Origin of the sequence: Pleionea sediminis, from assembly GCF_007570825.1 — a bacterium.
GTDB lineage: Bacteria > Pseudomonadota > Gammaproteobacteria > Enterobacterales > Kangiellaceae > Pleionea > Pleionea sediminis.
On the sequence record NZ_SUNB01000001.1, the window covers coordinates 1,982,393 to 2,004,955 of the forward strand.

22 protein-coding genes are annotated in these 22,563 nt (G+C 40.8%); 15 read left to right on the top strand and 7 right to left on the bottom strand.

Annotation, left to right across the window (positions count from 1 at the left end; translation table 11 throughout):
- Positions 1–68: 68 nt before the first annotated feature.
- Entirely contained in the window at positions 69–962 is an 894-nt protein-coding gene (locus FAX86_RS08090) for a glycosyltransferase family protein (RefSeq protein ID WP_144392824.1), read from the top strand.
- Positions 963–967: 5 nt separating this feature from the next.
- On the opposite strand, the gene FAX86_RS08095 is transcribed toward FAX86_RS08090, so the two are convergent.
- Positions 968–1,789, bottom strand: coding sequence for a glycosyltransferase family 2 protein (locus tag FAX86_RS08095; protein WP_144392825.1), 822 nt, complete (start codon positions 1,787–1,789; stop codon positions 968–970).
- A gap of 6 nt (positions 1,790–1,795) precedes the next feature.
- Complete coding sequence (locus tag FAX86_RS08100) at positions 1,796–2,584, bottom strand: hypothetical protein (protein WP_144392826.1); 789 nt, start codon at positions 2,582–2,584, stop codon at positions 1,796–1,798.
- Positions 2,585–2,744: 160 nt separating this feature from the next.
- On the opposite strand from FAX86_RS08100, the gene FAX86_RS08105 reads away from it, so the two are divergent.
- Both FAX86_RS08105 and FAX86_RS08110 read left to right on the top strand, forming a co-directional pair.
- On the top strand, positions 2,745–3,122 hold the full coding sequence (locus FAX86_RS08105) for a DUF423 domain-containing protein (protein WP_144392827.1): 378 nt from the start codon (positions 2,745–2,747) through the stop codon (positions 3,120–3,122).
- The gene (locus FAX86_RS08110; RefSeq protein WP_144392828.1) at positions 3,119–3,313 is read left to right on the top strand and encodes a hypothetical protein; all 195 of its coding nucleotides are present in this window, start codon (positions 3,119–3,121) and stop codon (positions 3,311–3,313) included. Before FAX86_RS08105 ends, FAX86_RS08110 begins: the two co-directional genes overlap by 4 nt.
- Before the next feature lie 85 nt (positions 3,314–3,398).
- Here FAX86_RS08110 and FAX86_RS08115 read toward each other — a convergent pair whose 3' ends face one another.
- A complete protein-coding gene (locus FAX86_RS08115) occupies positions 3,399–3,965 on the bottom strand; it encodes an HvfX family Cu-binding RiPP maturation protein (protein ID WP_246128519.1) in 567 nt (188 codons plus the stop codon).
- Between the two features lie 167 nt (positions 3,966–4,132).
- On the opposite strand from FAX86_RS08115, the gene FAX86_RS08120 reads away from it, so the two are divergent.
- Together FAX86_RS08120 and FAX86_RS08125 are read left to right on the top strand one after the other, a co-directional pair.
- Complete coding sequence (locus tag FAX86_RS08120) at positions 4,133–4,744, top strand: RNA polymerase sigma factor (protein ID WP_246128520.1); 612 nt, start codon at positions 4,133–4,135, stop codon at positions 4,742–4,744.
- The gene (locus FAX86_RS08125; RefSeq protein WP_144392830.1) at positions 4,738–5,010 is read left to right on the top strand and encodes an anti-sigma factor family protein; all 273 of its coding nucleotides are present in this window, start codon (positions 4,738–4,740) and stop codon (positions 5,008–5,010) included. The genes FAX86_RS08120 and FAX86_RS08125 overlap by 7 nt, the downstream gene beginning before the upstream one ends.
- A 102-nt stretch (positions 5,011–5,112) precedes the next feature.
- On the opposite strand, the gene FAX86_RS08130 is transcribed toward FAX86_RS08125, so the two are convergent.
- Positions 5,113–5,448, bottom strand: coding sequence for an outer membrane protein assembly factor BamE (locus tag FAX86_RS08130; RefSeq protein ID WP_144392831.1), 336 nt, complete (start codon positions 5,446–5,448; stop codon positions 5,113–5,115).
- Between the two features lie 107 nt (positions 5,449–5,555).
- Here FAX86_RS08130 and fur point away from each other — a divergent pair, with 107 nt between their 5' ends.
- Entirely contained in the window at positions 5,556–5,960 is a 405-nt protein-coding gene (gene fur / locus FAX86_RS08135; protein WP_144392832.1) for a ferric iron uptake transcriptional regulator, read from the top strand.
- Positions 5,961–5,985: 25 nt separating this feature from the next.
- Here the strand turns inward: fur and recN are convergent, their stop codons facing one another.
- Both recN and FAX86_RS08145 read right to left on the bottom strand, forming a co-directional pair.
- Positions 5,986–7,644: a DNA repair protein RecN gene (gene recN / locus FAX86_RS08140; protein WP_144392833.1), complete on the bottom strand. Its 1,659-nt coding sequence runs from the start codon at positions 7,642–7,644 to the stop codon at positions 5,986–5,988.
- Between the two features lie 132 nt (positions 7,645–7,776).
- On the bottom strand, positions 7,777–8,664 hold the full coding sequence (locus FAX86_RS08145) for an NAD(+) kinase (protein WP_246128521.1): 888 nt from the start codon (positions 8,662–8,664) through the stop codon (positions 7,777–7,779).
- Positions 8,665–8,836: 172 nt separating this feature from the next.
- On the opposite strand from FAX86_RS08145, the gene hrcA reads away from it, so the two are divergent.
- The 9 genes from hrcA (at position 8,837) to greA (ending at position 21,554) form a co-directional block, all read left to right on the top strand.
- Entirely contained in the window at positions 8,837–9,877 is a 1,041-nt protein-coding gene (gene hrcA / locus FAX86_RS08150; protein ID WP_144392834.1) for a heat-inducible transcriptional repressor HrcA, read from the top strand.
- Between the two features lie 96 nt (positions 9,878–9,973).
- On the top strand, positions 9,974–10,600 hold the full coding sequence (gene grpE / locus FAX86_RS08155) for a nucleotide exchange factor GrpE (protein ID WP_144392835.1): 627 nt from the start codon (positions 9,974–9,976) through the stop codon (positions 10,598–10,600).
- 194 nt (positions 10,601–10,794) lie between these two features.
- Positions 10,795–12,723: a molecular chaperone DnaK gene (dnaK, locus tag FAX86_RS08160; RefSeq protein ID WP_144392836.1), complete on the top strand. Its 1,929-nt coding sequence runs from the start codon at positions 10,795–10,797 to the stop codon at positions 12,721–12,723.
- A 107-nt stretch (positions 12,724–12,830) separates the two neighbouring features.
- On the top strand, positions 12,831–13,967 hold the full coding sequence (dnaJ, locus tag FAX86_RS08165; RefSeq protein ID WP_144392837.1) for a molecular chaperone DnaJ: 1,137 nt from the start codon (positions 12,831–12,833) through the stop codon (positions 13,965–13,967).
- A gap of 126 nt (positions 13,968–14,093) precedes the next feature.
- A complete protein-coding gene (locus tag FAX86_RS08170) occupies positions 14,094–14,882 on the top strand; it encodes a class I SAM-dependent methyltransferase (RefSeq protein ID WP_205859127.1) in 789 nt (262 codons plus the stop codon).
- Positions 14,883–15,095: 213 nt separating this feature from the next.
- Complete coding sequence (gene dapB, locus FAX86_RS08175; protein ID WP_144392839.1) at positions 15,096–15,899, top strand: 4-hydroxy-tetrahydrodipicolinate reductase; 804 nt, start codon at positions 15,096–15,098, stop codon at positions 15,897–15,899.
- Between the two features lie 757 nt (positions 15,900–16,656).
- Complete coding sequence (gene carA, locus FAX86_RS08180) at positions 16,657–17,781, top strand: glutamine-hydrolyzing carbamoyl-phosphate synthase small subunit (RefSeq protein ID WP_144392840.1); 1,125 nt, start codon at positions 16,657–16,659, stop codon at positions 17,779–17,781.
- A gap of 72 nt (positions 17,782–17,853) precedes the next feature.
- Complete coding sequence (gene carB, locus FAX86_RS08185; RefSeq protein WP_144392841.1) at positions 17,854–21,075, top strand: carbamoyl-phosphate synthase large subunit; 3,222 nt, start codon at positions 17,854–17,856, stop codon at positions 21,073–21,075.
- Positions 21,075–21,554 (top strand): transcription elongation factor GreA, encoded by a 480-nt coding sequence (gene greA / locus FAX86_RS08190; RefSeq protein ID WP_144392842.1) that lies wholly within the window; start codon positions 21,075–21,077, stop codon positions 21,552–21,554. Before carB ends, greA begins: the two co-directional genes overlap by 1 nt.
- A gap of 57 nt (positions 21,555–21,611) precedes the next feature.
- Here the strand turns inward: greA and FAX86_RS08195 are convergent, their stop codons facing one another.
- The gene (locus FAX86_RS08195) at positions 21,612–22,562 is read right to left on the bottom strand and encodes an endonuclease/exonuclease/phosphatase family protein (protein ID WP_144392843.1); all 951 of its coding nucleotides are present in this window, start codon (positions 22,560–22,562) and stop codon (positions 21,612–21,614) included.
- Position 22,563: the final 1 nt, after the last annotated feature.

Genomic DNA, 22,563 nt, shown 5'->3' on the forward strand with positions numbered 1-22,563 from the left:
TTATGTCTCGTTCAACGGCTATGTGCTATTATACACCGAAAATAGTGTCTTAAAGTGATCGTTTACTAATGCAGCAAACTAAAGTTTATCCACAACGCTGGTATGATGGATTTTTAGGTTATTTCTTTCGCTTGGCTGCGAGCGGTATGTTGCCTGCGTCTTGGTTTCGAGACCCGATTCCTAAAGTTGAAAATCGCAAGAAACTGGATGGACCATTGAATTTAGAAATTGTTAGTCATTGTTGGCAATATTCTAACATGTTGGCCTATCAGTTGAGTTCTTTTGTTAATCACCCTCCAAAAACGACGCGAGTAACCGTTACTGTTTTTTACTCTGAAGCAGACAAAGATACTGCAGAACTATTGCAGTTCTTTTCTCAACACCGAATTTCGAATGTAAATTGGAATTGGCAGCCATTACCAAAAGAACAGTTGTTCCGTCGTGGAATTGGCCGTAACTGGGCGTCTCGATCGACAGAAGCGGACTGGGTTTGGTACACGGATTGTGACATCATTTTTCATGAGGGATGCCTTGATACATTATGTGAGCAGTTGCAAGGCCGAACAGATACTTTGTTATTTCCGCGACAGGAACGTACGACGCCGATGTTGGCTGCATCCGATCCGATGCTTCAAGCGGGGCGAAAACCTCAATTGGTGGATATTGAATCGGACCAGTTTTCACTTCATTCTCGAGACCGAGCCAAAGGTGCTTTTCAGATCGTTCATGGTGATGTTGCACGCGCTATAGGCTATTGTGAGGGATTATCTTTATATCAAACACCTGCGGATCACTGGTGTAAATGTTATGAAGACAGAGCATTCCGCTGGTTGGTAGGCACGCAAGGCACACCTATTGAAGTTCCCGGTGTTTATCAAATTCGCCATATACATAAAGGGCGATACAAAAAAGATTCTTTTTGGTCACGGGTACGCAGTAAAATCAGAAGGATGCAGGAGTAAATGATTTATTCCTCGTTTAATAAATTTATTCCGTACTCAGTTTTAATCACTTTATTTTTTTCGTTATGTTTGCGTAATGCTTTATTTTTTCTGACCATCTCTGGATCTTTATATCCGCGAGCGTGTTCTAGGTGAATAATATGCGCATTGTAACGAATGTGCTTTCCTTTTATTCCCAGATTTTTTAATCGAACACCAATTTCTCGATCCAGTCCGCCCCATTGCATTCGCTGGTCAAATCCATTGATTTCTAGAATATCCTTTTTCCAAGCTGATGCATTTCCTCCGGTAAAATTTGTTCTTGCTGTAGTAATCGTATTTAGAATACCAGACCAACGCTTTTTTGCTTTTAGTTTGATATTTTTTCGAGTTGTCGGCAAACCATGTTTAGTAAGCCACTCCCAGTCGAAACAAGTGTTCGACAATATGTCGTCTTTGGTAATGGTTTCACTCGTGGACATGGGGAGCCGAATGCAACTACCTGTCAGAAATACGCCTGGTTTCGCATTTTTTGCATGTTCTTCAACGAAGTCAGCACGAGGTATGCAGTCGCCATCTGAGAATATTAAGTAGTCGTATTTTGCCGCTAGTATAGCTTTATTTAATATTTCGCATTTACGAAAACCATCATCTTCGTGCCATAAATGGTTAATATCTAAGTCTGTTTCATTTTGAAGTTTATTAATTACTTCTTTTGTCTCTGGTCCAGATCCATCATCAGCGACAATGATTTCAAAATCTTTATATGTTTGAACACTGTACCCCCAAAGTACTTTCTCAAGCCATAATGGCGCATTGTAAGTGGTAAATATGACTGATATTTTCATGGGCACCTATTTCGACGGATTACGAAGAGTTAAATTTTCTTCCACTTGCTTCTCCCAATCCATTAACTGATTTTCATCATAAGCTAAGGCGGATTTTTTTTCAGATTTAGCATTAACTCTCTGATTGGCTAATTTTAAAAATTTCCTTTGGCCTAAAAGGCTGAAGCCGGGTAAATTGAGACTTTCCCGGAAACTATTAAATGCATCGAGTTGTTTAATTGTATTCACTGACACGCGAGCGACTTTGCCACCTTTTGATTCAATAAGTTTTTGATATTTATCTTTGCGTGCCTCTGTTTCCAGGCAATACCAATAACACAGCTGATAATCATTGTATTGAGACAAATCTTTTAGAGTTGTAAGTGTGTTAGGGTCTTGCGGAGACAATAGATAGGTGAGTCCATTCAAAGTCCTACCGGGAATACTATTGAGTTGATTGAAACTTAAACTTATTTCTCGCAACGGACGATCTAAACAAATGAGATCGGGTGTGGGTAAATTATCTATGGAAAGCCAAGGCTCTAAAAATCCTTTTGAAATTAAATGGCTGCTCTCAAAATAAATATCACCTGCTTTCACCTGACGTTCAATTGCTGGTAATTTTTTTTCTATTAAAAATTGGCTGGCTACATTAGGGTAGTGTTGAACAATCCGCATTACTCGATCATAACGTGGTTTGGGTTCATGAACGCTCACCACATTTTGTAAACAAGACAAAGCCTCGGTAATGAAGTTTGAGCCACTTCTACCGGTTGTAACACTAAATATAAATCGAACTTTGTCTAAGGATGTCATTATTTTTCCAGAAGTTTTAATGTTTTGGCAGTTTCCTGTAAAACTAAGGGATGTATTAGCCATAAATAGTAACTAAGATCATTGTCATTCTAAACGATTCCCTCCTTAAATTAAAAAGTTAATGTTAGTATTGCTACAGATGAAATAACGAGAGAATAGGATGTATAAGCTTTATCTTGCTCTTGCAGCAGTATTTGGTGCTTTGTCTGTGATATTGGGTGCTTTTGCAGCACACGGGTTAAAGTCTCGTTTGGATGATTACGCCAAAGGAATATGGGAAACAGCTGTTCAATATCAAACAACTCATGCTTTGGCTCTAATGATATTAGCCATTTTGATGAAAAACTATGTAACGTCAAGTTCGCTTAAGGTCGCTGGTATTAGCTGGGTAATCGGAATCGTTATTTTTTCTGGTAGTTTGTATTGTCTTGCATTAACAAGAATGAAATGGTTAGGTGCCATTACCCCGATAGGCGGAGTTGCATTTATTGTTGGTTGGCTCGCACTCTTAATATTTGCGATTAAGGGTTACGAATGAAGTATTTTTTAGGTCTTATTATTCTTATTGGAGTCGTATTTTTAGTAGGGCCCGAATTTTTATATCTCGAATTTGGCTTTAATACTGGATTGATAGGTATGTTACTTATTTTTCTTGGTGCTGTGATTTATCGTGTTAGGCGTGCTTATCAAGAGCGAAGGAAGCAGCCTGAAAATGAAGATTTTAGTTGAGTAAAACTCTTTATTTTTAAAGGGTTATCTAAAAAGGCGCATTTCACGCCTTAGTATATGAGCGTCAGTGAATTATTATCTTGTTTTATCTATTTAAGAATTTTCGACCAATCCAGTAATCGACACTGAAGTATTTTCCACCGCCTGTAAAGAAGAGCGATATGAGCATCACTAAATAGGTGACTGCGAATTCAATGCCGTTATTTAAAATAACAAAACTACCTTTTGCGGTGAGCCAGTCGTAATTTCCATGCTCTTGAAGAATGGAGCGTGCTGCATTAAGTCGTTTACTTACTTCAGGATCTGAAGACTGGGCTATGGCATACCAGCCATTATCCCAATGCGCTGTTAAAGCGGCAACTAACATAGTTATGATTAGAGGAATTGCGATAAATCGAGTCGCCAGTCCTATTGCCAGTAGTATTGCGCCTAAATACTCGGTAATCGCTGCAAGGTAGGCCATTGCTAGAGGAAAGGGCAACTCGAGAGAATGTTCGAACCAGGCTGCCGTACCTTCGATGCCACCTAATTTTGTACTACCTGCCATGTAAAATGGAAACACCAGGAAAACTCGTAGAAATAATGGGCCAAGTCCAGAAGCGTGAGAGAGACCATTTAATGCCGTCTTATATAGTTCGATTATTTTTTGCACTGTTTTTACCTTTTAATCAATATTGTTGTTTTAAAAGATGCAGCAAGTCGAGAAATGTTTCACTGAATCTGCCAGCGTTGTCACTCATTATTGTTATTCGCGTTAAAATTGGCCTAAAATCAATGGGCTAAAGAAATAAGAATATCACCCACTTTGTAGGAATCAATGTGTCTGATAAATTACCCGCCGATGATCAATTGATTAAACAACTGCTCAATCAAGACTCATCTGCTTTCCAGCAAGTCATGGATGCGTGGTATGGCTCGATGTATTATGTTGCATCTTCCATCACGAGTGATGCGATTGCAGATGAAGTCATACAGGAAACTTGGATCTCTGTTTTAAAGTCTTTACCTAAATTTGAAGGCCGTTCCAGTCTAAAAAGTTGGGTCATGAGAATTTTAGCGAATGAGGCGAAAACTCGTCGTCGTAAAGAATCGCGCAATGTATCTCTTGAGCAGATCGAAGATTCCTGGTCGACAGATCCTCGATTTGACTCGGTTGGGCATTGGCAAACGACAACTTCAAGCTGGCACGCAGATTCACCCGATCAGCTGATGCAAGCAGATGAATTAAAAAATTGCATACAGAAACACATTGATCTATTGCCTGAGAAGCAAAAAGCTGCACTTATGCTTCGTGAGACAGAATCTTATGAGTTGGATGAAATTTGTAACATTCTTGAAGTTACTTCGTCTAATGTCAGAGTTCTCTTGCATCGTGCACGAGATAAGGTACTTCAAGTAATTGATAGATTTGAGAGAGAGGGCAAATGTTAGGTTTACCCAGTTGTAAGCAAGTTAGTGAACAATGCAGTTATCAGCTGGATGAAGACCTGCCTATGCTCAAGCGCGCGCGACTGAAATTGCATCTGGCTATCTGTGAGCAATGTCGCCGCTATGTTAAACAGATGAAGCTAACTGATGCATCAGTTCGATATTGGGTGCGCGGTAGGCGTATGCCTAGTGAGGTCAAACAGCAATTGTTGACGCAATTCCAAGAAATGAACAACCCAGATACGGGCAAAAAGGATGACTCACAGTAAGCATTTAAGCTTGAGCTTCCGCTTATAACCTTGCCTGGTGATAAAGAAAAAAGCTTCTCCGTCGGCGACGAGTAATGGCACCGAACGGAAATGCTCAATCTGCTATGATTTGATTCCTTCTGGGACATCAAAGTCACCGCTCACTTTAATCAATTTCCCATCCGAAAAATTTATAGTGAGTTTTTGCTGGGTGATCTTTCCCGTTTGACCATTTTTAAAGCGGTTTAAATAGTACCAAGTGTTATCGTCAAAAGAGTCATTGACCAAAGGCTTACCCAATAAAAACTGAACTTGAGCTTTTGTCATACCTTTTTTCAGTTGAGATACATCTTCTTGCTCAATGATATTGCCTTGGCGAATGTTCATTTTATAGATAGAGCAGCCACTCATTCCCGTCAGAAGAAGCGTTGCGATTAAAATTACAGCAGATATACGCATTTTGATCTCTTTTAATTAATTTCGTTTTGGGTTCGACCGCCAAACTGGGTATTATATCCGTAATTGACCCAAAACACATACCATTAGATAGCAAACAGGAGTGATCTTTGGACAACCAACAGTTGAAAAAGGCGGGGTTAAAAGTCACCTTACCTCGAGTCAAAATCTTACAAATCCTTGAAAATAGCGAAGATCCTCATATGAGCGCGGAAGATGTATACAAAGCACTCATGGAAGCAGAAGAAGAAGTGGGTCTTGCGACAGTGTATCGTGTTTTGACTCAGTTTGAACAAGCTGGCCTAGTCGTTCGTCATAACTTTGAGGGTGGGCACTCTGTATTTGAAATTGAACGTGGTGAGCATCACGATCATATGGTTTGTATGAAAACAGGAAAAGTGATTGAGTTTCACAGTGAAACTATTGAACGCCTTCAAAAAGAAGTTGCCGAATCTCATGGTTATGATTTGGTCGATCACTCACTTGTGCTCTATGTTGAGCCAAAAGACAAGTAAACACTTCTTTTCTACTAGCCAGTATTTAGCTGGCTAGTAATTCTTTTGCATGACTTAACGTTGACTCGGTGATTGATTGGCCGCCTACCATTCTGGCGATTTCTTCAACTCTCATATCTTCTGTTAAGCAATTCATCTCAGTTTCTGTTGCATCTTTGAGTCGTGTTTTATTAGCTTGTAGATGTTGGTGACCTTTGGCTGCCACTTGCGGTTGATGCGTAACGCACAATACTTGTGCGTGTTCGGCAATGTTTTTGAGCATACGGCCTACGATATCAGCTGTTTGCCCACCAATACCAACATCAACTTCATCGAATATTAAGCAAGGCGTGACACGCTTTTTAGCGGTAATCATTTGAATGGCTAAGCTAATTCGTGACAATTCGCCGCCTGATGCGACTTTAGCTAATGATTGAAGTGGCTGTCCAGGGTTGGCGGTAACTTGAAACTCGACCAGTTCGGCACCGAATTTTGAAAAGGATTCTTTGTTTTCCTGAAAACAGGCTTCAAATTGACCGCCTTCCATACCGAGCGTTTGCATGTGTTTGGTCACATCTTTATTGAGTTGTTTGGCTGTTTTAGCTCTCAATTTGGTTAGCTTTTGCGCTTTGTTTTGGTAATCCTCCGCAAGTTGACGCAATGTTTTTTCGAGCTCGGTTGTTTCAGCTGAGTCACTTTGCAGTGCTTCCAGTTCTGTCTTTATAGCTTGTTGAACTTCAGGCAGTTCATGCATTTCTACTTTATGTTTGCGAGCTAGATCAAACAGCGCCGTCAGGCGATCATTGAGTTCGTTAAATTGCTCAGGATCAACTTCCAAAGAGCCTTCGTAATGTCTTAGTTCCGCTTTTACTTCTTCCAGGCTACTGGTGGTGGTTGCCATTAGATCGCTAATGCTTTGTAGAGCCGGATCTTTTGCTGCCAAATCGTTAAATTGTTGTTGTAGGTGTTGAAGTTGGCCATATACATTAGGCTCTTGGTCGAACAAATCGTTAAGCGCCATTTGCGTGGTTTGAGTCAACTCTTGAATATTGGAGGCGCGAGCGTGTTCTTGCTCTAGTTCTTCTATCGCCTCCTTGCTGAGGTTGAATGCTTCCAATTCTTGTAATTGATAAGACAAGAGTTCGGCTCGTTCTTCACGTTGTGCCGTGTCTTTTTTAAGAGTGGCCAGTTGGCGTGCTGCTCTTTTGTAGTCCGTGGCAATTTGCTTAATTTGAGATAATACGCTTTCGTCGTCAATTAACTCATCAAGGAGAGCCAGTTGTTGATGCGGTTTAAGTAACGATTGATGCGCATGTTGGCCATGGATATCGACTAAAGTATCGCCTAAAGCTTTAAGCATTGAGAGTGTCGCTGACCGGCCGTTGATAAAGCATTTCGAACGGCCTTCTTTGGCTATGACGCGACGAAGGATACAGTCAGCCCCTTCATCCAGCTCATTTTCCTCGAGCCACTTGGCTGTGAGTGAATTTGGCAAAACATGAAAACAGGCCGAGATATCGGCCTTTTCTTGACCGAATCGAATCATTGATGATTCGGCACGTTCTCCTAGAGCAAGTCCGAGAGCATCAATTACAATTGATTTTCCAGCTCCCGTTTCTCCGGTTATAACTGTTAATCCGGTTTGAAAATCGAGTTCGAGTTGTTCGATTAAGGCAAAGTTCTTAATTTGAATGGATGCCAGCATAGTCGCAAATCACCTTTCCTGCGGTTATTAAACCGGCAACGCCGGATAGGTGATTTGTACTAATTATTTGAGTAGTTATCAAGTGATATCTTGCTCAAATTGCTAATTTATTGTTCGTTTCGACATTTGTTTTTAAAGTTTGTGCCCCCAACCCAGTTTTCTACGCAATACTTCGTAATAGTCGTGGCTATCTGGATGCAAGATTCGCATAGGTTGAGGATGTTTTTTAATTCTTATTCGGTCACCAGGAGTTAGTCCGATGTTTTCTTGCCCGTCACAGCTAACCATCGGAGAGTGGCGGCTATCTTGAGCTAGAGCCAATTCGACAACGCTATTCGCGTCAATAACAATCGGTCGGCTTGATAAGGTGTGTGGAAACATTGGGACTAAAACCAGCGCATCGACCTGGGGAGAAATGATTGGTCCTCCACCAGAAAGCGCATAGGCCGTTGAACCGGTAGGCGTTGAAATGATAAGGCCATCGGAACGTTGGCTATAAACAAAGTGATCATCAATAAACAGTTCAAACTCTAGCATTTTGGCTATTTCACCAGGGTGAATAACGACTTCGTTAACTGCGGTTGAGTGGCCAATAATCGTTTGGTCGCGAATAACTTCTGCATTTAGGATGTAGCGGTCTTCGGCGCGGTACTGTCCTCTTAGAATCTCACTGATGCGTTCAACCACTTCGGTGGGACGAACATCTGTGAGAAAGCCGAGGTGGCCTCGATTGATGCCAACCATGGGGACTTGATGCTGAATTTGGGTTCGGCCTGCATTTAGCATGCTTCCGTCGCCGCCAACGACAATAATTAAATCGACTGACTGTCCCAGCTTATCGGGAGCGATAAAATGTGCTTTGTCTGAGTTAAGATCGCCCGAGAGTGAGTCTTGAACCCAAATTTCACAATCCTCAGTAATCAAATGATCATGCAAAGTTTGGATCGTTTCGGCGGCTTGCGGGTTTCTAGGCTTGCCGACAATACCAATATTTTTAAACATCAGGTTATTATTTTTCATAGTGTTCCCGAATTAGGTTGGCCGGGTGTGATGAGTGGCTTGGCGATTACTCTAACCGCTACCTTGTGAATAATTCAAGAATTAATATATAGGCACTTGACGCTTGTTGATGACCAATATAACAATAAACATAATTAATAGAATTTATAATATAACCTCTTAACTGATATTCATGAGCTCAAACTTAAGCCCCAGGGCCCACAAGCTAATGAAAGTGCTGGTAGAAAACTACTTAAAGCACGGTCAACCTGTTGGCTCAGGAAAGCTGGCTGAGATATCTGACTTATCGGTCAGTTCAGCAACGATTCGAAATATCATGGGTGAGTTAGAACAACAAGGCTTGGTTGCCTCTCCGCATACGTCAGCAGGTCGGATTCCAACCAACTTAGGTGTTCGCCTTTTTGTTGATAATTTGCTGACTATAAAAGATTTAGACTCAGGTATTAAGCAGCAATTAACGGGAGCATTTGATGCTCACAAAACTACCGAGGAACTATTGACCAGTACATCTCAGTTATTGTCGGAAATTACGTCAATGGTTGGTTTGGTTAAAATGCCGAGTCGTCGTGTGACACGCATAAAACATATGGAATTTATGCCATTAACGGAAAAGCGCATTTTAGTGGTGCTGGTGTTGGATGATCATGAAGTACAAAATCGGGTTATTTATTCTGAGCGAGCCTTTACCCCATCTGAATTAGTTCAGGCCACTAATATCGTCAATCAATATCTGGTTGGTCAAGAATTAGCTGTTGCGCGTAAAACGTTACTCGAAAAAATGCGAGAAGAAAAGCAGGCTCTGGATTCACATATGCAACACGCTATTGAATTGGCTGAGCAGGGATTAGCCACTGACCAAGTGAATGACGATTACCATCTGGCAGGCGATCGAAATTTGCTCGAGTTAGCGGAGGGCGAAGAAGGGCTAGATAATCTCAAGGCTATATTTAACGCCTTTCAGCAGAAACAGGATGTACTTGCCCTGCTGGATAAAGCCCTAGAAGCGCAAGGTATGCAGATTTTTATTGGTGAAGAATGTGCAACCGACGGTCTTAATAGCTGCAGTGTGGTCACCGCTCCTTATCAATTTGAGGGGCGCGCGGTTGGAGTTCTTGCTGTTGTTGGGCCTACCCGAATGTACTATGACAAAGTTATTCCCGTTGTTGATATTACCGCAAAATTACTTTCATCGGCCTTGAATCAGCCAGAGTAGTCCCCATATACCCTCCATCTCTTGATTATCCTTGCGAAAATCAAGGCATTCGATTATCTGAATCAATCTGACGCGAGCTAAAAATGGGGTATTTCAATGTCAGAGCAAACGCACAATGAAACTGAAATGAATTCTGAAAACTTGAATTCGGAGAGCTCAACTGCAGAAACAGCAGCAGAACAAGTTGCAGCAACTGAAGAGCAAGGCAATGAAGCTCAGGCGAATGAGTCTTTAGAGTCTTTAATGGCAAAACTTCAACAGGCAGAAGCCACTGCGTCAGAGCACATGGAAAATGCGCTTCGTGCAAAAGCGGAGGCAGACAATATTCGTCGTCGCGCTGAGCGAGATGTACAAAATGCGCACAAATATGCCTTAGAAGGTTTTGTTGAAAGCTTACTTCCAATATTAGACAGTTTGGAACAAGGCTTAGCTCAACCAGCTGAAAGCGATGAAGCAAAAGCGCTTAAAGAAGGTATGGAGTTAACGCTCAAAATGTTTGTTGATGTCCTCGCGAAGAAAAATGTAGAGCAACTAAATCCGCAAGGTGAGCCTTTCAATCCTGAATTGCATGAAGCTATGTCGATGCAAGAAAATCCTGAAGTTGAGCCGAATACTGTTATTGCTGTGTTCCAAAAAGGATATGCACTGAATGGTCGCTTAGTGCGCCCCGCTCGTGTGGTTGTAAATAAAGGTAAAGCACCGACGGTTGATACTAAGGCATAAGTTTTTTGCTTGCTTTTTTGAGTTGGAAATTGTTAACAAAAGTTCGCTGATTTCCCTTGAATTGATCAAAAAAGCCCCAAGATAAAGTATCAAGATGAATTGTGTGGTTTTGAGTCGAAAGCGATTGAGCGATAAGTCGATTGAAAACCAAAGTTAGATTTAAGTTTTTTAGATTTAGAGATTGGAGAAGTAACATGGGTAAAATTATTGGAATCGACTTAGGAACTACCAACTCCTGTGTCGCAGTTTTAGACGGTAAAGATCCTCGTGTCATCGAAAATGCAGAGGGCGCACGAACTACGCCTTCAATTGTTGCTTTTACAGATGACGGGGAAACCTTAGTTGGTCAATCGGCCAAACGACAAGCGGTAACAAATCCTGAAAATACTTTGTTTGCGGTTAAGCGATTAATTGGTCGTCGATTCGAAGATGATGTCGTACAAAAAGACATTAAGATGGTGCCATATAAAATCGTTAAAGCGGATAATGGTGATGCCTGGGTTGAAGTAAAAGGCGACAAAAAAGCGGCACCACAAATTTCTGCTGAAGTCCTTAAAAAGATGAAAAAGACAGCTGAAGATTTTCTAGGTGAAAAAGTAACTGAAGCTGTCATTACAGTTCCTGCGTACTTTAATGATTCGCAGCGTCAAGCTACAAAAGATGCTGGTCGAATTGCCGGCTTAGATGTAAAGCGTATCATTAATGAGCCAACAGCTGCTGCATTAGCTTATGGTATGGATAAAGCTAAAGGCGACCGCACCATTGCTGTTTATGATTTGGGTGGCGGTACTTTTGATATTTCAATCATTGAAATTGCTGAAGTTGAAGGCGAGCACACGTTTGAAGTTCTTTCAACAAACGGTGACACTTTCTTAGGTGGTGAAGATTTCGACCTTAAAGTTATTGAGTACTTAGCTGAAGAGTTTAAGAAAGAGTCGGGTATCGATTTACACAGTGATGCATTAGCGTTGCAACGATTAAAAGAAGCTGCTGAAAAAGCGAAGATAGAATTATCTTCTAGTCAGCAAACAGATGTAAATCTTCCTTACATAACTGCTGATGCAACAGGGCCTAAGCACTTAAATCTAAAATTAACTCGTGCAAAATTAGAATCGCTTGTTGATGAGTTAGTTGAGCGCACTTTAGAGCCTGTTAAAATGGCATTGAAAGATGCTGGCTTAAATGTTTCTGATATTGACGATGTTATTTTGGTGGGTGGTCAAACTCGTATGCCGAAAGTTCAGTCAACAGTGAGTGAGTTCTTCGGTAAAGATGCACGTAAAGACGTTAATCCAGACGAAGCTGTTGCCATGGGCGCGGCGATTCAAGGCGCTGTATTATCTGGTGATGTAAAAGACGTATTATTATTAGACGTAACTCCACTATCTCTAGGTATAGAGACGATGGGCGGTGTTATGACGACCTTGATTGAGAAAAATACAACGATTCCAACGAAGGCTTCGCAAACTTTCTCAACAGCGGAAGATAATCAAACCGCAGTAACGGTACACGTGTTGCAAGGTGAGCGTAAGCAAGCGTCGCAAAACAAATCTTTAGGTAAGTTTGATTTGCAAGATATTCCGCCAGCACCTCGTGGAGTACCACAAGTTGAAGTTTCATTCGATATCGATGCGAACGGTATTTTGAATGTCTCTGCCAAAGACAAAGCAACAGGTAAAGAGCAATCCATCGTAATCAAAGCTTCTTCTGGCTTATCGGATGATGAAGTTGAAAAAATGGTTAAAGATGCAGAAGCTCATGCTGACGAAGATAAGAAGTTCCAAGAGCTTATTGATGTTCGTAACAAAGCTGACGGCTTAATCCATGCGACTCGTAAGAGTATGAACGATGAAAATGTTCAAATGGAAGATGGCGAAAAAGAAGCTATCGAAGCAGCCATTAAAGATCTTGAAGAAGTTATCAAGGGTGACGACAAAGCAGCGATTGAAGCGAAAACAGAAGCTCTTTCGCAAGCTTCTGCAAAAATGGCAGAGCGCATGTATGCAGCTGCGCAACAGCAAGCACAAGCTGCTGAAGGGCAAGCTGAAGGCGGCGAGCAGCAAAATGCTGGTGATGACGTTGTTGATGCTGAATTTGAAGAAGTTGATGACAAGAAAAAGTAATTTCTTCTGAGGTTTATAAAGAGGTATCGATGTTGCGCGGGCTATTCAGTCCGCGCCTTCGTCTCTGAATTCTATTAATGCTTAAACTTAAATTGGACTAAAGCAGTATGTCGAAGCGCGATTATTACGAAATACTTGGTATTGATAAATCGGCAAGTGAGCAGGATATTAAAAAAGCCTATCGTCGCTTGGCGATGAAATATCATCCTGATCGCAACCCAGACTCAAAAGATGCCGAAGATAAATTTAAAGAAGCAAAAGAAGCTTTTGAAGTTTTATCCAATGCCGAAAAACGACAGGCATATGATCAATTCGGTCATGCTGGTGTTGATCCATCGCAAGGCGGATTTGGCGGTGGTGCAGGCGGAGCTAGTTTTAGCGACATTTTTGGAGATGTATTTGGTGACATCTTTGGCGGTCGTGCGGGTGGCGGTGGTGGCCATCGGCAACGTCGAGGCGCTGACTTACGTTACAACTTAGAGTTGTCGTTAGAAGAAGCGGTTCATGGAACCCAGGCGAAAATTCATGTTCCGACTTATGTCACTTGTGAAACTTGTGACGGTAGTGGCGCGAAAAAAGGTACATCACCAACAAACTGTGATATGTGTGGTGGTGCTGGCCAAGTTCGAATGCAGCAAGGATTCTTTTCTGTTCAGCAAACTTGTCCGAAATGTCACGGCCAGGGCTCAATGATTAAAGATCCTTGTGGCACCTGTAACGGCCAAGGTCGGACCCGTAAAGAAAAAACATTATCCGTAAAAATTCCTGCAGGTGTTGATACAGGCGATCGCATTCGATTGTCTGGAGAAGGTGAAGCAGGAGGTCCTGGAACACAACCTGGTGACCTTTATGTTCAGGTTCATGTTAAAGAACATTCAATATTTACACGAGAAGGAAATGACTTGTACTGTGAAGTACCTATCAGTTTCATCACCGCATGTTTGGGTGGCGAGTTGGAAGTTCCAACGTTAGATAGCCGAGTGAATTTAAAAGTTCCAGCGGAATCACAGTCGGGTAAACTCTTTAGATTACGTGGAAAAGGTGTAATGCCAATGCGTGGATCGACTCCAGGTGACTTGTATTGTCGTGTGGTTGTGGAAACTCCTGTGAATCTTAGTAAAGAACAAAAAGATTTATTGCGGCAATTTGAAGATTCGTTAAAGAGTGGTAATCAACGACACAACCCAAAGTCGAAAAGTTGGTTTGATGGCGTAAAAAACTTTTGGGAAGGAATGACCAAGTAACCATAAATTGATTTAAAAAGGGCGCTTTAGGCGCCTTTTTTTATGCACATTTTTTACAATTGGTTTAATATGAGGTGCAAGATTTTTTTATTCTAAATATCAATATAATAAGAAAGGATAAGAATAGTGAATTACCTTAAAGCTAATACGGAGCTATGGAACCAGCGAGTTGATGCTCATGTAAACTCTGAATTTTATGATAACGAAAGCTTTTTAGCTGGTCGAAATTCGTTGAACTCCATTGAACTTGGGTTGCTAGGTAATGTGAATGGTAAAAAAGTAGCGCATTTGCAGTGTCATTTTGGGCAAGACTCTCTATCGCTTGCGAGAATGGGGGCAAAGGTAACTGGAGTTGATATATCAGATGCTGCGATTGATAAGGCTCGTGAATTGAATCAGCGGCTTAATTTAGATGCTGAGTTTGTTGTTTCTGATATTTTAACTTTAGATAAAAAAGTAGAACAAAAATTTGATGTGGTTTTCGCTTCCTATGGAGTGATAGGTTGGCACCCCGATATTGAGCGCTGGTTTGAAATGGCGAGTTATCTTCTAAAGCCAGGCGGTCAATTAGTTTTCGTTGAGTTTCATCCTGTTGTTTGGATGTTTGATAATAATTTATCCAAAGTTGTTTACAGTTATTTTAATAAAGAGCCCATTATTGAAACGGTCACTAATAGCTATACCGACGGAAGTCAATTGGAGCAACCTTTAAAAGAATATGGTTGGAATCACAGTCTTTCTGAAGTGTTTAATGCGATTCAAAAAGCGGGACTGATATTGGATTCTTTTGATGAATATGATTATTCTCCATATGACTGCCTAGGAAAAAGCGTTCCTTCAGAACATGGATTTCAAATTGAAGGATTGGAAGGAAAGCTCCCTTTAGTTTATTCCTTGAGTGCATTGAAAAAATAATATTGTGTTAATTTCCTTTGGAAACTTATTTCTGTTATCAGAAAATAGAAACTTAGCAAAAGAGCTTTGATACAAATCTAAGTTAAGCAGTAAGACAAGAATGAACCAGACTGATAGTATTTAGTGCTTAATAAACGTTGCTATTATTTCGTTATAAAGTAACGCGATTGACTTTGCTACAATAATTATAAGAGTCTCTGTTAGGTTAATGTTATGACAAAAATTGCTGTAAATGCCTGTACTGGTCGTATGGGCCAAGAAATCATGTTAGCTGTTGATAAAAGTCGCGACGTGCATTTGGGTGGAGCTGTGTTACGACAAGGACACAGTTGGGTAGGTAGCTTAGTTAATCAACAGTTTCCCGAATTGACCTCTAAAATACCATTAGTGGATGATTTATCTTCAATTAAAAGTGATGTTGATGTTTTAATTGATTTTAGTATGCCAGAGCATTCTGTAATGACGGCAAAACAAAGTGCAGAATTGAGCATTCCTATTGTTATTGGCACAACAGGATTTAGCTATAAGCAGAAACAAGAAATAGAGTCTTTGGGAGAAAAAATTCCGGTTTTGATGGCGCCTAATACAAGTGTCGGAGTAACTCTCAGTTTAAAAATTCTTGAGTTGGTGACGAAAGCGATTGGAAATGAATCAGATATTGAAATAATAGAGTCGCACCACCGCTATAAGAAAGATTCTCCTTCAGGAACAGCGTTGAGAATGGGCGAAGTAATTGCTCAAGCATTGGGAAAAGGGCTTAGTGAAATTGCTGCGTTTGATCGTTGCGGAAAAGATGCTGTTAGAAAACCAGGGTCGATTGGATTTTCAGCGATTCGTGCAGGAAATATTGTTGGAGAGCATACTGCTCTCTTTGCCATGGCTGGAGAAGAAATCGAAATCACTCATAAAGCCCAAAGTCGCCAAACATTTGCTATTGGAGCTGTTAAGGCAGCTTGTTGGCTTGTTGAACAACCTCCAGGCGTTTATGACATGTTGGATGTGTTGGATATTAAATAATCTTTTTTGAAGTTCTTTCCAAGCGTCATCACCTTCGGAGCTCTATTATTTTTTACCAAAATGGTAAATGGATAACTGTTTACCATTCTATGTTCTATCGTTATTGCCCCCTGGTTCTGTAAGCCATATCTCAAGCCTCATTGCGACTTTACCAAATTAATACCTATGAAATTCTTGAGTTATTGTGTCAGGAATATTTAACTTGTTGATATATATGGGAATATTTTTGAACTCTTGGTTTGTTTGTTTATTGAACAGCTTAAAGCACCTTGTTCAAAAAACTGAAAGATTTAATATTTAACTCATCAGGCAGGCAACGGATTGCAATCAAGGACAAGCTCAGGACGGGCTAGCATGGATGAAGGCTATCTGAAAGGAAATTGGATAGGAAGGGATTTAGGAAACAAGGACAAAAGGATGTGAAGGGAAATCGGATATACTTTATCACGGAGTGAAGAAAGGATTCGTTACAAGGACTAATACCCAGGAAGGGTTAAACATGGAACGTCAAGGACGCAGACTTCAGGATGAAGATTGAAGGATACAGGGCGACGAAAGTCGCCTTTTTCTTTTCTTTAAAATCAATAATTTACAACATTCTTAATTGGCTTAAATGGACAAGCTCGGTAGCGATCGCTTAGAATACACCGATTTTGTCCTAAGCGGACAATTTCAGTACGAGTCGAATTGAAAAAAGCGGAATCCAGGTTGTTGAATTCCGCTTTTTGTGTATCTGGAGCATTACTGGAGGTCCCTTTTGAGTCAACCCGCCATTTTAATTCTAGAAGATGGAACCCTTTTCAAAGGTAAGGCAATCGGAGCAACCGGTCTGTCTGTCGGAGAAGTCGTCTTTAACACGTCGATGACTGGTTACCAAGAAATTCTTACCGATCCCTCATATGCTCAACAAATGGTTACGCTGACGTATCCACACATTGGGAATACTGGAACCAACGAAGAAGACGTTGAGTCCAAAGCTATTTGGGCAACTGGCCTGATTATTAGAGACTTACCATTAGTTGCGAGCAATTGGCGCAATACTCTCTCTCTCTCTGACTATTTAAAACAAAACAATATCTTGGGTATATCTGATATTGATACGCGAAAATTAACTCGTATTTTGCGTGAGAAGGGTGCGCTTGCTGGTGCCATTATGGCCGGAGATATTGACGAAGAAAAAGCTTTAAAAGCAGCGAAAGAGTTTCCCGGTTTGAAAGGTATGGATTTAGCCAAAGAAGTGACCTGTAAGGACAGTAGCCAATGGAAAAGTTCTACTTGGAAAATTGATAGTGGCTATCAAGAAGCTCCTGAGTCGAAATTTAAAGTCGTCGCTTACGACTTTGGTGCAAAAAATAATATCTTGAGAATGCTTGTTGAGCGTGGCTGCGAACTTACTGTTGTTCCAGCACAAACACCTGCTGAAGATGTTTTGAAAATGAATCCCGATGGAATTTTCTTATCGAATGGTCCAGGTGACCCTGAACCATGTACCTATGCCATTGATGCGATCAAAACTTTTCTGGATAAAAATATTCCGATATTCGGAATTTGCCTTGGCCATCAATTGTTGGGATTGGCTAGTGGTGCAAAATCGATAAAAATGAAATTCGGACATCACGGTGCGAACCATCCTGTCAAAGATATCGAGCGTGATGTGGTTATGATTACTTCTCAAAATCATGGCTTTGCAATTGACGAAAAAACTTTACCCGAGACAATAAAAGCGACTCATGTTTCTTTATTTGATGGCAGTTTGCAGGGTATTCATCGAACCGATAAACCTGCTTTCAGCTTTCAGGGGCATCCTGAGGCCAGTCCTGGCCCGCATGATGCGGCGCCTTTGTTTGATCACTTTATCGAACTTATGCAAGCCAATCGCTGATTAACGCGTTATTGCTCAAACTCATACGAAGTGAAGTTGAAAATCGAATTTATACCAGGGGTGCAATAAATAATGCCAAAACGTACAGACATCGAAAGCATACTTATTTTGGGTGCCGGTCCAATTGTTATTGGACAAGCTTGCGAGTTTGATTACTCGGGAGCGCAAGCATGTAAGGCGTTAAAAGAAGAAGGTTATCGAGTTATTTTGGTGAACTCGAATCCCGCAACCATAATGACAGATCCTGAGATGGCGGATGAAACTTACATTGAGCCATTACATTGGGAAGTCGTTGCAAAAATTATTGAGAAAGAAAAGCCTGATGTTTTGTTGCCAACAATGGGTGGTCAAACGGCATTGAACTGTGCACTCGATTTAGCATCGCGTGGCGTTTTAGAAATTCACGGCGTCGAAATGATTGGTGCAAATCGCGAAGCAATTGATAAAGCTGAAGATCGAGACTTATTTGCCAAAGCAATGCGTCGCATTGGATTAGATATGCCTCGCTCAGGTATTGCGCATAGCATGAAGGATGCTTACGAAGTATTAGAGCACGTAGGCTTTCCTTGTATTATTCGACCTTCTTTTACTATGGGCGGAACCGGGGGCGGTATTGCTTACAATCGAGAAGAGTTTGAAGAGATTTGTGAGCGAGGACTCGACCTTTCTCCAACTCATGAACTGTTGATAGATGAGTCTTTAATTGGCTGGAAAGAATACGAAATGGAAGTTGTTCGTGATAAAGCCGATAACTGCATTATTGTTTGCTCAATTGAGAACTTCGATCCAATGGGCGTTCACACAGGCGACTCAATTACTGTTGCTCCAGCGCAAACGTTGACGGATAAAGAATATCAAATTATGCGTAATGCTTCCTTAGCCGTACTGCGTGAAATTGGTGTTGAAACAGGCGGATCAAATGTTCAATTTGCGGTAGATCCTAAAGACGGTCGTCTGGTTGTTATTGAAATGAATCCTCGAGTATCTCGATCATCGGCGTTAGCTTCAAAGGCAACTGGGTTTCCAATTGCAAAAGTTGCTGCCAAATTAGCGATTGGGTATACACTTGATGAGTTGCAAAACGAAATTACTGGCGGTAAAACTCCTGCATCTTTTGAACCTAGTATTGATTATGTTGTTACTAAAATTCCTCGCTTTAACTTTGAGAAATTTCCGAATTCAAATGCAACTTTAACCACCCAAATGAAATCCGTTGGTGAAGTTATGGCAATTGGCCGAACACTTCAAGAATCAATGCAGAAAGCTCTTCGAGGATTGGAGCAAGGCAAGTCTGGATTTGATCCTGTTACTAATTTTGATAAAGATAATGCTAAAGATTATATTCGTCAGAATTTAATTGTTCCCGGTGCTGATCGAATTTGGTTCATTGCTGACGCTTTTCGCATTGGTTATTCGCTGGAAGAAATATTTGAACTTACCAATATTGACCGTTGGTTTTTAGTTCAAATTGAAGAAATCGTTCAGCTTGAAGATGCATTTGCCAAATTATCGTTGGGAGATGTCGATACGGAGATGCTTCTTAAGTACAAGCGTAAAGGATTTTCTGATGCTCGTCTGGGTGAACTCATTGGAGCATCTGAAAAAGAAATTCGAAAGTTACGTCATTCTCACAATGTCCATCCGGTTTATAAAAGAGTGGATACCTGTGCAGCAGAATTTGCAACGAATACCGCATACATGTACTCAACGTATGAAGAAGAGTGCGAGTCCAATCCTTCCGATCGCGACAAAATAATGGTTTTGGGTGGCGGTCCAAATCGAATAGGGCAAGGAATCGAGTTCGATTATTGTTGTGTGCATGCTGCACTGGCAATGAGAGAAGATGGTTATGAAACAATTATGGTCAACTGTAATCCAGAAACTGTTTCTACGGATTATGACACGTCTGACCGTTTGTATTTCGAGCCTGTCACGTTAGAGGACGTTTTAGAAATTGTCGCCAAAGAGAAGCCCAAAGGCGTTATTGTTCACTACGGCGGCCAAACGCCATTAAAAATTTGCCGAGCCTTAGAAGCTGAGGGTGTTACTATAATTGGAACTTCGCCAGACGCTATCGATCGCGCCGAGGATAGAGAGCGTTTCCAAAAGGCGATTGATAAGCTAGGCCTTAAGCAACCACCAAATCGAACTGCAAAAAATATGGAAGAGGGTCTTCGGTTAGCGGCAGAAATTGGCTATCCATTGGTTGTTCGTCCTTCCTATGTACTCGGAGGGCGGGCAATGGAAATTGTTTACATTGAAGAGGAATTACGCCGTTATTTGAGTCAGGCTGTGAGCGTTTCGAATGAATCTCCTGTTTTGCTTGACCGCTTCTTGGATGACGCTATCGAAGTTGATGTTGATTGTATTTTTGATGGTGAAGACTGTTTGATCGGTGGAATTATGGAACACATAGAACAGGCCGGTGTTCACTCTGGAGATTCTGCATGTGCTATTCCTCCGCACACTCTATCAAAAGAAATTCAAGATGAATTGCGCAGCCAAGTTGCAGCTATGGCAAAAGAATTGCGAGTTCGCGGTTTAATGAATACCCAGTTTGCTATTAAAGGTGACGATATTTATGTGTTAGAGGTAAATCCTCGCGCTTCAAGAACCGTCCCTTTTGTTTCTAAAGCGACCAGCGTTCCTTTAGCAAAAATTGCAGCGCGTGTTATGGCTGGTGTTTCGTTGAAAGAGCAAGGTGTTACCGATGAAGTTATTCCTCCTTATTATTCGGTTAAAGAACCTGTATTCCCATTTAATAAATTTCCCGGTTCCGATCCAATTCTTGGACCAGAAATGAAATCAACAGGCGAAGCGATGGGTGTCGGTGAGAGTTTTGGTGAGGCTTTTTATAAGGCTCAATTGGGAGGAGGCTCTCAAGCGCCCAAAGGTGGTCGTGCAATTATTAGTGTAAGAGATTCGGATAAAGCTAAACTAAAAGATACGGGGAAAGCTCTTATCGAATGTGGGTTTGAATTGGTGGCGACTTCGGGAACAGCCAGAGCATTAGTTGAAGCAGGCGTTCCTTGCCAAACCGTTCATAAAGTAAATGAAGGGCGTCCGCATATCGTTGATTTGATTAAAAATGAAGAAGTTAATTATATCGTCAACACAACGGAAGGACACAAAGCTATCGCTGATTCCTTTGTCATTCGTAGAACAGCGTTGCAGCATAAAATAGCCTATACAACAACTTTGGCTGGAGCACTTGCAACGACTCAAGCGATACAACGACAAACTCGAGAAAAGGTTGTGTCTGTACAAGAATTACATAAGAAGGTGTTATCATAATGCAAAATCGTGTTCCAATGACAAAAGAAGGCGCAGACAAGTTGCGCGAGGAATTGAAGCATTTAAAAATGGAAGCTCGACCAAAAGTAATTGCCGCAATTGCTGAAGCTCGAGAACATGGCGATTTAAAAGAAAATGCTGAGTATCATGCTGCTCGTGAGCAACAAGGATTTATTGAGGGTCGCATTCAAGAGATTGAAGGAAAAATTTCTAATGCTCAGATTATTGATGTGACTTCAATGACCAATAATGGAAAAGTTATTTTTGGTGCAACAGTCCATTTAATTAATATTGATACTGAAGAAGAAGTTGCTTATCAAATTGTTGGAGAGGATGAAGCTGATATAAAACAGAACAAAATTTCTGTTTCTTCGCCAATCTCACGTGCCCTTATTGGTAAAAGTGAAGGTGATGAAGTCACCGTTCGTGCTCCAGGTGGTGATGTTGATTATGAAATAGCTGAAGTTAAATATATTTAATTTTGGCTAAGTCAGGCTGGTAAATAGATTGCTGTTCTATTATCAGCCTGCTTGAATTTAACCTTCCTTTCTCTTTAAACTAATTTCCGTTATTACAGGTAAATGATCCGAGCCAATATCGGGACCTGTTTTCGTATTGGTGTAGTTAAGCTCATCTGAAACCAATATATGATCGATAGGAATGTAGAATAAAGGAGCTTGAACTGGCCAGCTTGGTAAGGTTCCAAATCCTTTTCGTGTATTGTTGTACTTATCCAAACCCAGACGTTGATATTGAGTCGACCAAAAACTTAAATTAAAGTCTCCAGAAATAATTTTAGGCTGATTAATCAGAGCCATGTCAGCTATTATTTTTTCGATTTGTTGGTTTCTTTGAGTGTAGTATTCGAAAGAAATTGGAGGTAATGGATGTGTAGAAACCAGGCTTACTTTTATTCCTTCCAGCATAAGCTCAGCATAGATGCTTGGCAATCCGGCATCTCCCCATACGCGTTCTTCTAAAGTGATAAGTGGCCTTTTGCTGTAAACGGCGATGCCAAAGCTATCGTGTCTCGGGACTTCTATATTATGTGAGTACGTCTTTTTTAATGAAGATAAATTACGTTGCCACTCAAAGTTAAACTCCTGCAACATTATCAAGTCAGGATTTTCGTTACTAATTAGTTCGGATAATTTATCGTAGTCATGATTGCGAAAATAAACATTGGCGTGAAGTAATTTAACACTATCTCCATTTAATTCATTTTGAGGTTGATTTATACTCCAAATAAGAATTGAATGTAGATTAAGGACTGCTAAAACAGACAGAGTTAATGTGATTTTCCATTGTTTTATCGTTATTGCTAGTAACAAAAGCGCTAGATTTATCCATAGATAAAGTAATTTGAAGTGACTAAATAGCTCTATCAAGCGGTGCCATTGAAAGAAAGTGCTAAAGACGAAAAAAATAGTCAGGCCTGCAGTTCCTATCCATAATAAATTACGTAAAACTATACGAAGCCTAACCAAA